The sequence below is a fragment of the Azospira sp. MPR-LB4 genome (assembly GCF_058809525.1).
Genome location: NZ_CM179521.1, coordinates 106,276 through 121,151 on the forward strand (window position 1 = coordinate 106,276; position 14,876 = coordinate 121,151).

The 14,876-nt window shown below is 66.4% G+C and carries 14 protein-coding genes; 5 read left to right on the forward strand and 9 right to left on the reverse strand.

Annotated elements, in window-relative coordinates:
• The first annotated feature begins 2 nt into the window (after positions 1 to 2).
• From AC3QLZ_RS00480 to AC3QLZ_RS00495, 4 genes are all read left to right on the forward strand, one after another.
• Positions 3 to 479, forward strand: a complete 477-nt coding sequence (locus AC3QLZ_RS00480) for a YbaN family protein (protein ID WP_014237281.1) — start codon at positions 3 to 5, stop codon at positions 477 to 479.
• 170 nt (positions 480 to 649) lie between these two features.
• Complete coding sequence (locus AC3QLZ_RS00485) at positions 650 to 799, forward strand: hypothetical protein (protein WP_014237282.1); 150 nt, start codon at positions 650 to 652, stop codon at positions 797 to 799.
• Between the two features lie 229 nt (positions 800 to 1,028).
• Positions 1,029 to 1,913 carry an AraC family transcriptional regulator gene (locus AC3QLZ_RS00490; RefSeq protein ID WP_014237283.1) on the forward strand — a complete coding sequence of 295 codons (885 nt, stop codon included), beginning with the start codon at positions 1,029 to 1,031 and terminating at the stop codon, positions 1,911 to 1,913.
• A gap of 51 nt (positions 1,914 to 1,964) precedes the next feature.
• Positions 1,965 to 2,468: a NuoB/complex I 20 kDa subunit family protein gene (locus AC3QLZ_RS00495; RefSeq protein WP_235832431.1), complete on the forward strand. Its 504-nt coding sequence runs from the start codon at positions 1,965 to 1,967 to the stop codon at positions 2,466 to 2,468.
• A gap of 75 nt (positions 2,469 to 2,543) precedes the next feature.
• On the opposite strand, the gene adhP is transcribed toward AC3QLZ_RS00495, so the two are convergent.
• Entirely contained in the window at positions 2,544 to 3,566 is a 1,023-nt protein-coding gene (gene adhP / locus AC3QLZ_RS00500; protein ID WP_014237285.1) for an alcohol dehydrogenase AdhP, read from the reverse strand.
• A gap of 70 nt (positions 3,567 to 3,636) precedes the next feature.
• Entirely contained in the window at positions 3,637 to 4,512 is an 876-nt protein-coding gene (locus AC3QLZ_RS00505; protein WP_014237286.1) for a LysR substrate-binding domain-containing protein, read from the reverse strand.
• A gap of 95 nt (positions 4,513 to 4,607) precedes the next feature.
• Between AC3QLZ_RS00505 and AC3QLZ_RS00510 the strand changes: the two genes are divergently transcribed.
• Positions 4,608 to 5,642 carry a YeiH family protein gene (locus tag AC3QLZ_RS00510; protein ID WP_014237287.1) on the forward strand — a complete coding sequence of 345 codons (1,035 nt, stop codon included), beginning with the start codon at positions 4,608 to 4,610 and terminating at the stop codon, positions 5,640 to 5,642.
• On the opposite strand, the gene AC3QLZ_RS00515 is transcribed toward AC3QLZ_RS00510, so the two are convergent.
• From AC3QLZ_RS00515 to AC3QLZ_RS00545, 7 genes are all read right to left on the reverse strand, one after another.
• Entirely contained in the window at positions 5,562 to 6,836 is a 1,275-nt protein-coding gene (locus AC3QLZ_RS00515; protein WP_014237288.1) for an MFS transporter, read from the reverse strand. The two genes, AC3QLZ_RS00510 and AC3QLZ_RS00515, sit on opposite strands and share 81 nt — an antisense overlap.
• Before the next feature lie 196 nt (positions 6,837 to 7,032).
• Entirely contained in the window at positions 7,033 to 8,172 is a 1,140-nt protein-coding gene (locus AC3QLZ_RS00520; protein ID WP_157870617.1) for a hypothetical protein, read from the reverse strand.
• An 897-nt stretch (positions 8,173 to 9,069) separates the two neighbouring features.
• Complete coding sequence (gene katG, locus AC3QLZ_RS00525; protein WP_014237290.1) at positions 9,070 to 11,250, reverse strand: catalase/peroxidase HPI; 2,181 nt, start codon at positions 11,248 to 11,250, stop codon at positions 9,070 to 9,072.
• A 260-nt stretch (positions 11,251 to 11,510) separates the two neighbouring features.
• Entirely contained in the window at positions 11,511 to 11,894 is a 384-nt protein-coding gene (locus AC3QLZ_RS00530) for a cupin domain-containing protein (RefSeq protein WP_014237291.1), read from the reverse strand.
• Positions 11,895 to 11,967: 73 nt separating this feature from the next.
• Entirely contained in the window at positions 11,968 to 12,852 is an 885-nt protein-coding gene (locus AC3QLZ_RS00535) for a hypothetical protein (protein ID WP_014237292.1), read from the reverse strand.
• A 57-nt stretch (positions 12,853 to 12,909) separates the two neighbouring features.
• Positions 12,910 to 13,890 (reverse strand): ABC transporter permease, encoded by a 981-nt coding sequence (locus AC3QLZ_RS00540; RefSeq protein WP_492783282.1) that lies wholly within the window; start codon positions 13,888 to 13,890, stop codon positions 12,910 to 12,912.
• Entirely contained in the window at positions 13,887 to 14,855 is a 969-nt protein-coding gene (locus AC3QLZ_RS00545; protein WP_014237294.1) for an ABC transporter permease, read from the reverse strand. Before AC3QLZ_RS00545 ends, AC3QLZ_RS00540 begins: the two co-directional genes overlap by 4 nt.
• Positions 14,856 to 14,876: the final 21 nt, after the last annotated feature.

Here is a 14,876-nt window from a genome sequence, read left to right on the forward strand (position 1 = left end):
CCATGGGCGATCCGGGGCAGGGGATGGAGCCCCTGGCGGCAGAGGGCGCGGTCACCCCGGCGGAACTGCAGGCCGCCGCCGAGGTGGTGGAACATGCCTCGCCCCTGGTGCGGGGCCTGCTCATCGCCGCCGGCAGCCTGTGCGTCGTGCTGGGGGTGGTGGGCCTGTTCCTGCCCCTGCTGCCGACCACACCCTTCATGCTGCTGGCCGCCGCCTGCTATGCCCGGGCGTCCCTGCGTTTCTACCGCTGGCTCACCGGCCATCGCCTGTTCGGCCCGCCCATCCTGGAATGGCGGCGGCACCGGGCCATTCCCTACCGGGCCAAGCGGGCCGGGGTGCTGCTGATGGCCCTGACCTTTTCCACCTCCATCCTGCTGGTGGTGAAAAATCCCTGGGCCCAGGCCGGCCTGGCCGCGTTCGGCCTTTTCATGTGCCTGTGGCTGTGGCGCCTTCCCTCCCGGGACCGGCCGGGGGCCTGAGCGCCGTGGGCCGCCAGGGCCGGCTCCCTCCTTCAGGGCGCGTGGGCAGGTGCCACAGGCCGGCGATGCAGGCCGGCTATAAGGACTATTTCCCGATTCAATTGGCTTGCGCCGCCGCCCCTTGCTAAGGTGGATTCACGTTTGATGCCACCACCGTGAAGGAGCCAGCCATGACCCGGATGATCGAAGAAGCCCGTTGCATCTTCACCCGGCTGTGGGCCGATGCGGTGTGGGGGAACCGGCCGGCCGCCCTCTCGTTCCGCCCCGCCAGGCCGCGCCACGCTGCGCGGCCCATGCCCCACCCCCAGCCGGCCCCCTGAGGCCGCCCCCGCGGCCCTGCGGCCCCATTGCGCCGCCAGAAGCCGCACCAGATAAGCCTCTCCAGGTGGTGCCGTGGGGTGGCCGGCAAGGTGGCCATGCCTGGTGGCGGTGCCGCTGACAGGCACGGCCGGGGCCGGTCCCGGCCGGCTATTCCCGGTGCCACTTTTTTCATCGGCCGGCGGCTGCGCTAGACTGGCGGGCAATTCCCTTTGCATGAAGGTTCGGCCCATGGTTATGCCCCTGGTGGTGGCGCCCCATCCGGAACTGGCTCCCTGGATCTACCACATCCTGGTGATGCCCCTGGACGGCTGTCTCTCTCATCTGCCTTCCACCCTCAGTCCCAATATTCTGCTCTTTGCCCGGGGCGGCAGCGCCCTACGCCTGTCCGACGGTAGCCTGCAGCCGGTGCCCCGGGCCAGCCTGGTGGGACCCTACCTGGAGGCCCGGGATACCCAGGCCCGGCCCGGTTCCGTTTTTCTCTCCATCATGTTCCGCCAGGGCTTCATGGCCGAGGCCCTGGGCCCGGGGGTGGGGGAGGTACGGGACCGCATCATCCCGCTGGACGAGGTCCTGCCCCCGACCCGGGTGGCCCGTCTGCTGGAGATCTTTGATGACAGCGACGACCCGGCAGTGTGGGCGGCGGCGGTGCAAGACTTGCTGCGCCTCAGCCTGCGGCCCGGGCGTGATCCCGGCCGGCTGGCGGACCTGCTCGCCGCTTCCCCCGAAATCTTCCAGCCGGCCCGCCATATCGCCGCCCGCATGGGTATCGGCCTGCGCCAGCTGGAGCGCCGGGTGGCCTACAGCTACGGCGCCAACCTGCGGGAACTGCGGCGCATGGCCCGCTTCGGCTTCTCCCTGACTCGCCTCCAGACCCGGCCGCCGGCACGGGGCGAACTGACCCGCATCGCCCAGGACTTCGGCTACTACGACCAGGCCCACATGGACCGGGACTACCGTGAGATGGCTGGCGCCTCCCCGGGGGAATTGCTGCGGGCCGTGGCCGCCGGCGATCCAGGCTACTGGCTGTACCGCTTCGGGCAGCGGGACTTCCGCGATCTCTTCCTGCCCGACGATGTCGACTCCGTACAAGCCAGGCTGTTCGCCCCTGCCTAGACTGCCCACCGTTTCCCTTGTCTGGAGAAAACGGTGCAACACGCTCCCACCCTGTACGGCGACGGCTATCTGCTGACCCAGGTCGACACCCTGACCGAAGCGGTGCGCAGCAACAGCCTCTGGTATCTCAGTTTCGGCCTGGCCTGCTGTGCCGTGGAAATGATCCACGCCGCCGCCTCCCGCTACGACATGGACCGCTTCGGCATGATGCCCCGGGCCAGCCCGCGCCAGGCGGACCTGATGATCGTCGCCGGCACCGTCACCAACAAGATGGCCCCGGCCCTGCGCAAGCTCTACGACCAGATGGCCGAGCCCCGCTACGTCATCTCCATGGGCTCCTGCGCCAACGGCGGCGGCTTCTACCACTACTCCTACTCCGTGGTGCGGGGCTGCGACCGCATCATCCCGGTGGACATCTACATTCCCGGCTGCCCGCCCACCGCCGAGGCCCTGCTCTACGGCCTGACCCAGCTGCAGAACCTGGTGCAGCGGCGCAAGCGCCTCATCCACCGGGCCGAGGAGGCGCGGGCGGCGGAGGCAACGAAAGGCGCCTAGGGCCGCCCGGGCGGCCATGAAAAAGGCCGGCTCGGAGGAGCCGGCCTGGCAGCCGTTGCCCTGGTACTGGCGCGGCTAGATGTTGAGCACGATGCGGCCGTCGATGTGGCCGGCCTTCATGCGGCCGAAGATGTCGTTGATGTTCTCGATCCGGTCGGTGCTGTAGTGGGTCTTCACCTTGCCCTCGCCGGCAAAGGCCAGGGCTTCTTCCAGGTCCTTGCGGGTGCCGACGATGGAGCCGCGCACGGTCTTGGCGTTGAGCACCACGTCGAAGATGGGCAGGCCGAAGTCGCCGGGGGGCAGGCCCACCAGGGACATGGTGCCGCGCTTGTGCAGCATGCCCAGGGCCTGGCCGAAGGCGCTGCGGGAGACGGCGGTGACCAGGATGCCGTGGGCACCCTTGATCTGCTTTTGAATCTCCGCCACCGGATCCACCCGGGCCGCGTTGAGGGTGACGTCGGCGCCCAGGGTCTTGGCCAGGGCCAGCTTTTCGTCCGCCACATCGACGGCGATGACGTGGAAGCCCATGGCCTTGGCGTACTGCACCGCCATGTGGCCGAGGCCGCCGATGCCGGAGATGGCGACCCAATCGCCGGGCTTGCATTCGAGCACCTTGAGCCCCTTGTACACCGTGACGCCGGCGCACAGCACCGGGGCGGCGGGGGCGAATTCCAGGGTGTCGGGCAGCTTGCCGACATAGCCCGGATCGGCCAGCACGTATTCGGCATAGCCGCCGTTCACCGTGTAGCCGGTCATCTGCTGGGAATCGCAGAGGGTTTCCCAGCCGGTTATGCAGTGTTCGCAATGGCCGCAGGCAGTGTGCAGCCAGGGGACGCCGACCCGGTCCCCTTCCTTGACGTGGGTGACGCCGGCGCCGACGGCGGCCACGTAGCCGACCCCCTCATGGCCGGGGATGAAGGGCAGGGAAGGCTTTACCGGCCAGTCGCCGTCGGCGGCGTGGAGGTCGGTGTGGCAGACCCCGGAGGCCACCACCTTGACCAGCACCTGCCCGGGCGGCACCTCGGGCACGGGCACTTCCTCGATCACCAGGGGCTTGCCGAATTCGTGGACGACGGCGGCTTTCATCATCTGGGCCATGACGCTTCTCCTCAATGGATGGACGATGTCTCCATCATAGGCCTTGGCGCCGCCCGTTTTCTGATGCGGGTCAAATCTCGATGCCGCACAGGGCCAGCACCGCCAGGAGCCCGGGGCTCAGGTGCCGGTCGGCATGGACCAGCACCTGCAGGTCCCGCTCCAGGTTGAGGAAGGGGGCCGCCACCGGGGCCAGCCAGCCGGCCTGGAAGGCATCCTCCAGCTCCAGGCGGGAAAGGCAGCCCAGGCCCAGGCCGGCCCGCACGCACTGGCGGATGGCCTCCGGCTGTTCCAGTTCCAGGGCCACCCGGGGCGTCAGGGTGGCGTTGGCCAGGGCCCGGTCGAACACCTCCCGGGTGCCCGAGCCCCGCTCCCGCAGCACCCAGCCGGCCCCGGCCAGGTCCGCCGGCGTGGCGGTGCCGCCGGCCAGGGGATGGCCCGCCGGGGCAAAGACCTGGAGCCGGTCCGGGCGCCAGGAAAAGCGCCGCAGGCGGGGCTCCTGCACCGGCCCTTCGACGAAGCCCAGGTCGATGCGGAAGGCCAGCAGGTCGGCCCGCACCTGTTCCGTGTTGTGCAGGGAGAGGCGCACCCGGCCCTGGGGATGGCGCCGCTGCAGTTCCGCCACCAGGGGCGGCAGCAGGTGGTTGCCGATGGTCAGGCTGGCCCCCAGGTGCAGGTCGAAGGCGGCGGACCCGGCGGCACCGGCCTCGATCTCCCGCACCTGATCCAGCACCTGCTGGGCCCGGGGCAGCAGCTGCCGGCCCGCCTCGTTGAGCAGCAGCTGGCGTCCCACCCGGTCGAAGAGCTGCACCGAGAGCTGCCGCTCCAGGTCCGCCAGGGCCATGCTGGCGGCGGACTGGGTCAGGGCCACCGCCTCGGCGGCCCGGGTGACGTGACCGTGGCTGGCCACGGCGGCGAAGACTTCCAGTTGGCGCAGGGTGATTTTCATCGGCTTGGCTGATGTGTTGAATAAGAATTATCGGTTTTACCTATTGTATGAGCGGAGGCTAATGTTCGCCAGGTTCGTTTTCGTGAAAGAAACCCATGGCAAACCTGCGGCAGTGGAGACAGTGGATTCCCGGCCTGGCCCTGGCGGCCGCCATCAGCGTGGCGGCCCTGGGGCTGGCCCAGGGCGCCGGCCTGGTGCGCTACGGCGCCAGTTCCCTGACCCTGGCCATCCTCATCGGTGCCGTGCTTGGCAACGGCTGGCCGGCCCTGGCCCAGGGTGCCCGCCGCGCCGGCCTGGGGCTGGCCCAGCGCAACCTGCTGCGGGCCGGGGTGGCCCTCTACGGCTTCAACCTTTCCTGGCAGCAGATCGTCGCCGTGGGCAGTGCCGGCCTGCTGGCGGACGTGCTGCTGGTGGCTTCCACCCTGGCCCTGGGCTGTTTCATCGGCATCCGCCTGCTCGGTCTGGACCGGGAGACGGCCCTGCTCACCGCCGCCGGCAGCGCCATCTGCGGCGCCGCGGCGGTGGTGGCGACGGTGCCCGTGCTGCGCCTGGACGAAGCCCGCACGGCGGAAAAGACGGCGGTGGCGGTGGGCACGGTGGTGCTCTTCGGCACCCTGGCCATGGGCCTCTATCCCCTGCTGTATGCCTGGATCGGCCCCCAGCATCTGGACTTCGGCCGCTACGTCGGCTCCACCGTGCATGAAGTGGCCCAGGTGGTGGCCATCGGCGATGCCCTGGGGCCGGAGGTGGCCCGTGGTGCGGTGGTGGTGAAAATGATCCGGGTGCTGCTGCTGGTGCCCTTCCTGCTCCTGCTCGGCGCCTATCTGGCGCGGCGGGGCGGGGCCGAGGCGGAGGGGGCGTCCCGCCGCAGCCCGGTTGCGGTGCCCTGGTTTGCCGTGGCCTTCATCCTGCTGGCCGGGGTCAATTCCCTGCAACTGCTGCCCGAAGGGGCGGTGGCGGCCCTGCGCCAGTGCGGCATGGTGCTGCTGACGGCCGCCATGGCCGCCCTGGGCCTGGAGACCACCCTGGCCCGCATGGGCCGGGCCGGCCTACGGCCGCTGCTGCTGGGCGCCGCCCTCTTTGTCCATCTGGTGCTCGGCGGCGGCCTGCTCAACTGGCTCCTGGGCTGAGACGGCCCGGGTCAGGCGGCGGTAAACCAGCCCCGCCGCCAGGGTCAGCAGGCCGCAGGCCGCCAGGGTGGGGCGGATGCCCACCTGATGGGCGACGCTGCCGACGATGAAGCTGCCCAGGGGCGCGATGCCGAGAAAGGCCATGGAGAAGATGGCCATGACCCGGCCCCGGTAGGCGTTGTTCACCCGGGTCTGGATCAGGGTGTTGCTGCCGGCGATGGTGATGATGACGCAAAAGCCGATGCTCATGATGATGGGGTAGGCCACCTGCTGGGAGGGGCTGAGGGCGAAGCAGGTGAGGGCGGCACCCACTGCCGGGGCGGCCAGGGCCACCTTGCCTTCCAGGCCGCCCGTGTCGCGCCGGCTGGCGAGGAAGAAGCTGGCCACCAGGGAGCCGGCGCCGGCGCAGCCCATGAGCAGGCCGAAGGTGCCCGCGTCGCCGCCGAAAATCTCCCTGGCGAAGAGGGGCATCATCACCGCATAGGGCGTGGCCAGGAAGCTGATGCAGGAGACCAGCAGCAGGGAGCGCCGGATCGGGCCATGCCCGCGCACATAGCGGATGCCCTCCTTCAGCGCATCCAGGGCCGGCGCCGGCCGACTGGGGCCCTGGGCCGGCAGGCGGATGGCCGAGAGAGCCAGCAGCACTGCCAGGTAGGAGAGGGCATTGAGCAGGAAGCACACCGCCTCCCCCATCAGCACCACCAGATACCCCGCCAGGGCCGGGCCGACGAAGCGGGCCGCGTTCATGAGGAAGGAATTGAGGGCGATGGCGTTGGGCAGATCCTCCTTGTCGTCCACCAGCTGTACCGCGATGGCCTGCCGCGCCGGTACGTCCAGGGCATTGATGCAACCCAGGCAGAGGGCCATGAAAATCAGCAGCCCCGGCGTGATCCACTCCAGCCAGGCCAGCACCGCCAGCACCAGGGCCTGCACCATGGAAAGGCTCTGGCTCAGCAGAAGCAGGCGCCGCCGGTCCACCCGGTCGCTCCACACCCCGGCGAAGGCAGAAAAAAAGAGGATGGGAATCTGGCTGGCAAAGCCCACGCTGCCCAGCACGAAAGCCGAATTGGAAAGCCGGTAGGCCAACCAGGCCATGGCGATCTGCTGCATCCACGTCCCCGCCAGGGAGATCAGCTGGCCGACGAAATAGAGCCGGTAATTGCGGGAATTGAGGGCGCGGAGAAAGGCAGGCATGGCGGAGCGTCAGGAGAGCGTGCCCGACATGCTAACGAAAAGGGGCGGGGGAGGTTGTGACGAATGGTAAAGCGGGGGCTATCTGAATCGTGGCAGAACTTATGGCTTTGGAATAGAGGGTGGTTTGGAATGTAAAGCTAACGTTTGAAATCAACGGCTTGTGCGGCGTTTCGCGCAGGTCCGGTGGATTGAGAGGTTAGACATCATCGGCATCGCGTATCTCTGGGGCGGACGAATCGATTTGATAGTTGCGGAATTCATTCTGCAATTTAACAAACCATTCGCCATGATGTCGGTATTTGTCCTTGGCGATGGGGTAGCGATGGTACAGGTCGAAGAGATCATCGAACCAATAATTGTTATACCCGCTCTTCTTGAATGAAATTGACGGATGCTTCTCTTCAGCCCGAAATTCTTTCATCAAGCTTGGAGAGATGACTCGGCCATACGGATGTTTGAGCAGTCGATCTGCGCTCTTCAGCAGTTTAAAAATTGTCGGTATGTGATGTTGATCGCCTATCCAGTCCCAAAAATCCAAGGAGAACCCAAACGGGAAGACACGCCAACGAAGTTCGGAGAATTGAACAATAAGCACTGCATCCATGGATGACGGCTCAATAGCAATATACGATGCCAGGGGAGCTTCAGCAGCGATGGCCTCGACCTTCGAAACTTGATGGTCATAGATGACCTCAGAAGGATATTTGGCACCGGCACCATGTTTGAGCCAAGCGCCCGAAACTCCCGTGAGTGCGGATAGTGCGTTTATATAGAGTTCCGCGATTTCTACCTCACCAGATTCAATCGCCTTCCACTCCCTCTCACTCGGAAAGTCTATTTGCTCAATCAATCGAGAAATCTGGAGTGAAATATCCTGTCGAGCTTCCTTTATCCGGTTTCCACAGTCGAAGCGACGTAGCAATAGAGGCGAAGCAGGATCACGGGGAGATAATTCGCCGAAGTAGTTAAGTAGTAAATCCGCTTCTCCTAAAGTATGTCGTGTGATGCGTTCGAGTGAAAGTGGATCAAGTTCCCAGCCGTGGAGCCCACATGCCGTTCGATAGTCTTCTACTTCATCTTTAATCGGCGTATTTACGCAGAGCAGGACGCGCCGAATCTTTGAAGAAAACTTCGTGGAAGAAAGTTTCGCGATGTCGCCAAGGACTTTCTTGTGAATTTCGGATTGCTGAGTTGTGCAGATGATCGCCGTATATGTATCGTCCTGCGAATGGTAGACATGGGCATCGCATTTCCCTTTTGTAGTCTTTCCCATGAAGTTAAATGAGGGTTCAAGGGAATTAAAACCAGGATAAATTCGTGGCAGTAGATCGCTCATGAACCGTTCGAACTCATCGTCACCCATCCCGCCAACCTTCATTCTGATGCGTTCACTAGATGCGTTATTCATAGCTCAAGGACTTGGGGATGATGTCTAACGTTTGACGTGAGGGGCCGCCGTAGCGGCGAAGCCGCGAAGGGTACCCACAAGCGCAGCTTGTGGGCGGTCCCTCTCGACGGAATTGTTAGGCATTATTAAATACCCCAACTGCTACCCAAGCACCATAGCTAAAGCAAGCGAGACTGATGGTGTACGCCCCCATTGCCGCCCATAAGAAAAGGGGATGGCGGGTTGGGAGTATTTCGGTGTTAATAAGCTCATTAAGAAGGCGCAATTGTGTGACGTAAGCAAATGCCATTGCGACACCACAAGATACAAGGCCGCCAAGAAACCAAAGTAACGGAGCTGATAAGTCGGGAGGACAAGAGCCGTTTTTTGTCACGTTACCTAGGTACGCAAGAAGAGCAACTACTGCGCCTCCGTTGATTAACGCTAGATATCGGAAGCCTTCTGTGGAGAGAGTGATGAGAGACTTGTATGTCTCAGTTAGACGCTCTTGGTTAAAGTCACCGGCCATGAGTAATGCCTAAGTGAAGTAGACGGCAAAACTGCATATAAGCCGGCGAAACGCCGTATAAGTCAGAAAACGCAGCAGCCTGGGATGCTTGCCAACAGAGGCTTCCGCCAGATCGGCAGCAATATTCGAGGGGATAGATGGCAGTCATACGCGGCATTCGTTCAAAGTCGGGTTGATTTTGCCAGTCGTTCAGCCAAATGTCATGCGGGCAATCCTTGCGACTGCTTGCACATGAAAAAGGCCCGGGGCAACGCCGCCGGGCCTTGTAGTTGAGTGCCCCACCGGCCGCCCTGGCGGGCGGCGGCGGGGTTGGTGCCTTAGTTGAGATCGAAGCGGTCGGCGTTCATCACCTTGGTCCAGGCGGCGATGAAGTCGCGCACGAACTTCTCCTGGTTGTCGTCCTGGGCGTAGATCTCGGCGTAGGCGCGCAGGACCGAGTTGGAGCCGAAGACCAGGTCGGCCCGGGTGGCGGTGAACTTGGTGGCGCCACTCTGGCGATCGACGATGGCGTAGCTGTTGCGGCCCGTGGGTTTCCAGGTGTAGGCCATGTCGGTCAGATTGACGAAGAAGTCGTTGGAGAGCACGCCGACCCGCTCGGTGAACACGCCGTGCTGGCTGCCGCCGTGGTTGGCGCCGAGAACGCGCAGGCCGCCGACCAACACGGTCATCTCGCTGGCGGTGAGGCGCAGCAGTTGGGCCTTGTCGAGCATCATTTCTTCCGGCGTCACCACGTAGTGGGCCTTCTGCCAGTTGCGGAAGCCGTCGGCCAGGGGTTCGAGCACTTCGAAGGATTCCACGTCGGTCATGGCCTGGGTGGCATCGCCACGGCCCGGGGCGAAGGGCACTTCGACCGGGAAGCCGGCGGCCTTGGCGGCCTGCTCCACGCCCACATTGCCGGCCAGGACGATGACGTCGGCGACGCTGGCGCCGGTCTCAGTGGCGATCTTTTCATAGACCGCCAGTACCTTGGCCAGGCGGGCCGGTTCGTTGCCTTCCCAGTCCTTCTGCGGCGCCAGGCGGATGCGGGCGCCGTTGGCGCCGCCCCGCTTGTCGGAGCCCCGGTAGGTGCGGGCGCTGTCCCAGGCGGTGGCCACCATCTCGCCGACGGAGAGGCCGGCGGCGGCGATCTTGGCCTTCACCGCGGCCACGTCGTAGTCCTTACGACCAGCGGGGATGGGGTCCTGCCAGATCAGGTCTTCCTGGGGCACGTCCGGGCCGAAGTAGCGGGCCTTGGGGCCCATGTCCCGGTGGGTCAGCTTGAACCAGGCCCGGGCGAAGGTCTCCGAGAAATAGGCCTGGTCGTCGCGGAAGCGCTCGGCGATCTTGCGGTATTCCGGGTCGAATTTCAGGGCCATGTCGGCGTCGGTCATGATGGGCTTGCAGCGGATGGTGGGGTCTTCCACATCCACCGGCATGTCCTCTTCCTTGATGTTGATGGGCTCCCACTGGTGGGCGCCGGCGGGGGACTTCTGCAGCCACCAGTCGTAGCCGAGCAGCAGCTTGAAGTAGCCGTTGTCCCACTGGGTGGGGTTGGTGGTCCAGGCGCCTTCGATGCCGCTGGTCACGGTGTCGCGGCCGATGCCGCGGCTGCCGTGGTTGTTCCAGCCGAGGCCCTGTTCATCCAGCTCCGCCGCTTCCGGGGCGGGGCCCAGGTTGGCGGCGCTGCCGTTGCCGTGGGCCTTGCCGACGGTGTGGCCGCCGGCGGTGAGGGCCACGGTTTCTTCATCGTTCATGGCCATGCGGGCAAAGGTGGTGCGCATGTCCCGGGCGGTCTTCAAGGGATCGGGCTTGCCGTCCACGCCTTCGGGATTCACATAGATGAGGCCCATCATCACGGCGGCCAGGGGGTTTTCCAGGTCCCGCTCGCCGGAATAGCGGCTGCCTTCGGCGCCGGTGGGGGCCAGCCATTCCTTCTCGGAACCCCAGTAGATGTCCTTTTCCGGATGCCAGATGTCTTCCCGGCCGAAGGCGAAGCCGAAGGTCTTGAGACCCATGGATTCATAGGCCATGTTGCCGGCCAGGATCATCAGGTCGGCCCAGCTGATCTTGTTGCCGTACTTTTTCTTGATCGGCCAGAGCAGGCGGCGGGCCTTGTCCAGGTTGGCGTTGTCGGGCCAGGAATTGAGCGGGGCGAAGCGCTGGTTGCCGGTGCCGGCGCCGCCCCGGCCGTCGGCGATGCGGTAGGTGCCGGCGGAGTGCCAGGCCATGCGGATCATGAGGCCGCCGTAGTGGCCCCAGTCGGCGGGCCACCAGGGCTGGCTGTCGGTCATGAGGGCCTTGAGGTCGTTCTTCAGGGCGGCCACATCCAGCTTCTTCAGTTCTTCGCGGTAGTTGAAGCCGGCACCCATGGGATTGGTCTTGGCATCGTGCTGGTGCAGGATGTCCAGGTTCAGGGCCTTGGGCCACCATTGCATGGTCTGGCTGCCGGCGGTGGTCTGGGCACCGTGCATGACCGGGCATTGGCCGGCGGGCTTGGTTTGATTCGTGTCGTTTGCCATTTTTTCCTCCTTGGGTGAACCGTTGATGATCGGATATGAGGCAGTCTAGTGAATCGGTTGTAATTATTAAAATTGATTAATTGAATATTCGAAATAGCCAATGGCTATGGCGAAGGAGGGCGGAAAAAGCGACTGCCCGGGCCGACCTGTCCGGGCAGTATAGTCCGCCCCCCAAAAAGAAAACGGCCGCATCGCTGCGGTCGTTTTGGCGTCTGCAACCGGCGGCATCAGGGCCGCCACGGGATTGCCGGGAACCGGCCTTACACCTTGACGAACAGGGTCACCAGGGGCTCGTCGCCCACCTGGCAGCTCCAGTGGCCGTGCACCTTGGGATCGAAGGTGGCGCCGGCGGGCAGGGTGTCGGCGGAATAGAAGTGCTGGCCGGCCTTGAAGTTGCGGCTGCTGCCGTCCTGCAGGCCGATCTTCATTTCGCCGCCGAGGACGAACAGCCATTGTTCTTCGGTGGTGCAGTGGAACTGGCTGCGGAAACCCACCGGGCTCTGGCGGAACTGGCAGGCCTTGGCCGGGGTGAGGGCGGAGAGCATGGCCTGGGGCGTGCCTTCGCTGAGGGGCACTTCTTCCTCGCGGAAGCGGGCGTAGCCGTCGTGATCGGTATACAGGGTGACTTTGGTGAAGGTGCTCATGGCTGGCTCCGGCGGAGTGGAGGGAATGGAAAGTGGTGGTAGAAGCGGGCGCCGTCCGGCGCGGCGGCACCGTTCAGCGCTTGGGTCCGTGGAAATAGGGCAGCAGGGCCTTGGCCGCCTCGATGCGCTGCTCGGTGCTGGCGCCGGCGTCGTTCATCACCGCCAGGAGAAAGTCCCGGGGATCGCTGAACTGGCTGCCCAGGCTGGGAGCGGCCAGGGATGCGGCTGTCGCGGCAGGTGCCACGGAGAATGGCTTGGCTATTGGCTGTGCGGGCGGTTCGGCCAGCGGCTCGTTAGCCACAGCCGCGGCGGACTCCGCCTGCAGTTGCGCCAGGGCCCGCTGGAAATCCGTGGTGCTGATGCTTTTCAGGGCGGCCAGCATGTCCGCCTGCTTGTCGGCGTTGGGGGCCATGGGCAGCCAGGTCTCGTCGGCGAACATGACGCCCATGGTGGGGTCGATGAAGGCGCTCCAGCCCTCGTTGGCCAGCCGGGCCGGAGGCAGGTGGGGGCAGTCGTTGCCCTCGCCACCGTCGACCGGGTAGCAGCGCCGGGCGGCGGCGGGCACGTCGGCCAGATACTTGTGTACCAGGGCCTGGAGGAAGGCTTGCAGCGTGGCGACGGGTTGGGGCTCGGCCAGGGACAGCCACAGCTGGTAGCCCGCCGGACCGCCGACGGCCACGGCCGGGGCCGGCAGTTCCAGTTCCCCGGTGAGGGCCTGGCAGAGGGCGGCGGCCTGGGGCCAGTGGGCGCTGCGGGAAAATTCGACGACCAGGGCCCGGGCGTAGCCTTCCGGGCTGGTCAGGTGCAGGGCGATGGCGGCCTCGCCGGCCGGGCCCCGTTCCAGGTCGGCGGCGGCGAGGCGGCGGGCCGGGGCGGTGACGGCGGCGCCCGGAGGCAGGACGTGGCCGCTCTGTTGGGGCAGGCAGTAGAGGCGTTGCAGTTGGTCGATCAGTCGCATGGCGGATATCGGTTGGAAGGCAGTTGGTGTGCGGGGCCTGGAGCAAGGGGGCGATTGTCAGCCCTCCTGCCGGCGCGGGTCCAGCACCGCGGCCAGCCGGTCGGCGGCCAGGGTGATGGCGGTGACCGCCAGGGTCAGTAGCAGGCCCGGATAGAGGCTGATCCAGTACTGGCCCGAGAGCAGGTAGGCAAAGCCGTTGGCGATGAGGCGGCCGAGGGAGGGCTCGGTGGCCGGGGCGCCGAGGCCGAGGAAGGAAAGGGTCGCCTCCAGGGAAATGGCGGCGGCCAGCTGCAGGGGCAGGATCACCAGCAGGGGCGGCAGGCAGTTGGGCAGCAGGTGGCGCCACAGCAGGCGGGCGTGGGAAAGGCCCTGCAGGCGGGCGGCGGCAATGTAGTCCTTGCCCGATTCCACCAGGGCGGCGACCCGGGCGCTGCGGGCGAAATAGGCCCACTGGGAGGCAGCCAGGGCCAGGGCCACCTTGGGCAGGCCCGGGCCGGAGAGGGCCAGCAGGGCCAGGGCGATGAGCAGGGCGGGGAAGGACAGCTGCAGGTCGGCCAGGGCCAGCACCAGCCGCTCCCAGCGGCCGCCGAAGTAGCCGGCGGTCAGGCCCAGGGCGGCCCCCAGGAGGCAGGCCAGGCCGGTGCCGGCGCCCGCCACCAAGAGGCTCAGGCGCAGGCCGTAGACCATGGCCGAGAGCAGATCCCGACCCTGTTCGTCGCTGCCCAGGAGATAGGTGCCGCCGGCTGCGGCGGCGCTGCCGGGGGGCAGGCGGGCATCCAGGATGTCCAGGGCCGCCGGGTCGTAGGGGTTCTGGGGCGCCAGGAAGGGGCCGGCGAAGGCCGTCAGCAGGGTCAGGGCGAGCAGGAGCAGGGCCAGCTTGCCGGCGGGGTTGGCGGCGAAGCGGGCGAGGAAAGTGCTAGAGCGGCACCCCGCGAGGCGGGCCAGAGTGCGGACCGCAATGCCGCCGCCAGCGGAAGTGGAAACGGAAGTGGGAGTGGGAGTGGGAGTGGGAGTGGAATCGGGACGGGACTCGCTCATTGCCGCCCCTCCCGCACCCGGGGGTCGAGCCAGCCGTAGAGCAGTTCCACCAGCAGGTTGAGAACCACGAAAAGGGCGGCGGCGAAGAGCAGGTAGGCCACCACCACCGGCCGGTCCAGAGCGTTGATGGCGTCCATCAGCAGCTTGCCCATGCCGGGCCAGCCGAACACCGTCTCGGTGACCACGGCGAAGGCGATCAGGGCACCCAGCTCCATGCCCAGCACGGTGACCACGGGAATGAGGGTGTTGGGCAGCACATGGCCCGTCACCACCCGGCTTTCCGTCAGGCCCTTGGCCCGGGCGAAGCGCACGTAGTCCTGGGCCAGGGCTTCCCTGCTGCCGGCCCGCACCAGGCGCACCACCAGGGCGGCCTTGTAGAGGGCCAGGTTGAGGGCCGGCAGCAGCAGGTGCCGCCAGCCGTCCAGGGTGAAAACCGACAGGGACAGGCCCAGCACTTCCCGGGTCTCGCCCCGGCCCCCCGGCGGCAGCCATTGCAGTTGCACGGCGAAGACCAGGATCAGCATCAGCCCGACCCAGAAGGCGGGCAGGGCGAAGCCCAGGGTGGAGGCGGCACCGATGAGGCGGCCGGCGAGGGAGGTCGGCCGGAGGCCGGCCCACAGGCCCAGGGGAATGCCCAGCAGCAGGGCCAGGAAGAGGGCGCTCGCGGCCAGTTCCAGGGTGGCCGGCAGGCGCTCCAAAATTAGCGAGAGGGCCGGCACGCCGTGGATGAAGGAGGTGCCCAGGTCGCCCCGGGCGGCGTTGCCGAGGAAGGTCAGGTACTGGCGCCAGAGGGGCTGGTCCAGGCCCAGGGCGGCGATGGTGCGGGCCGTGTCCGCCGGGTCGGCCTGGGGATCCACCAGCAGTTCCACCGGGTTGCCCACCACGTAGAGGGCGGCGAAGACCAGGGCGGAGACCGCCAGCAGGACCCAGGCCCCGTGCAGCAGACGGCGGAGGATGAAGGTCACGGTGCGGGTCTCGTCCGGGGT

What these genes read in the sequence shown, in the direction of transcription:
- AC3QLZ_RS00540 (WP_492783282.1), bottom strand. Translation starts at nt 13,890, where the DNA reads ATGAGCGAGTCCCGTCCCGATTCCACTCCCACTCCCACTCCCACTCCC.
- AC3QLZ_RS00510 (WP_014237287.1), top strand. Translation starts at nt 4,608, where the DNA reads ATGGCAAACCTGCGGCAGTGGAGACAGTGGATTCCCGGCCTGGCCCTG.
- AC3QLZ_RS00520 (WP_157870617.1), bottom strand. Translation starts at nt 8,172, where the DNA reads ATGAGCGATCTACTGCCACGAATTTATCCTGGTTTTAATTCCCTTGAA.
- AC3QLZ_RS00530 (WP_014237291.1), bottom strand. Translation starts at nt 11,894, where the DNA reads ATGAGCACCTTCACCAAAGTCACCCTGTATACCGATCACGACGGCTAC.
- AC3QLZ_RS00515 (WP_014237288.1), bottom strand. Translation starts at nt 6,836, where the DNA reads ATGCCTGCCTTTCTCCGCGCCCTCAATTCCCGCAATTACCGGCTCTAT.
- AC3QLZ_RS00485 (WP_014237282.1), top strand. Translation starts at nt 650, where the DNA reads ATGACCCGGATGATCGAAGAAGCCCGTTGCATCTTCACCCGGCTGTGG.
- AC3QLZ_RS00535 (WP_014237292.1), bottom strand. Translation starts at nt 12,852, where the DNA reads ATGCGACTGATCGACCAACTGCAACGCCTCTACTGCCTGCCCCAACAG.
- AC3QLZ_RS00505 (WP_014237286.1), bottom strand. Translation starts at nt 4,512, where the DNA reads ATGAAAATCACCCTGCGCCAACTGGAAGTCTTCGCCGCCGTGGCCAGC.
- AC3QLZ_RS00490 (WP_014237283.1), top strand. Translation starts at nt 1,029, where the DNA reads ATGGTTATGCCCCTGGTGGTGGCGCCCCATCCGGAACTGGCTCCCTGG.
- adhP (WP_014237285.1), bottom strand. Translation starts at nt 3,566, where the DNA reads ATGGCCCAGATGATGAAAGCCGCCGTCGTCCACGAATTCGGCAAGCCC.
- AC3QLZ_RS00480 (WP_014237281.1), top strand. Translation starts at nt 3, where the DNA reads ATGGGCGATCCGGGGCAGGGGATGGAGCCCCTGGCGGCAGAGGGCGCG.
- katG (WP_014237290.1), bottom strand. Translation starts at nt 11,250, where the DNA reads ATGGCAAACGACACGAATCAAACCAAGCCCGCCGGCCAATGCCCGGTC.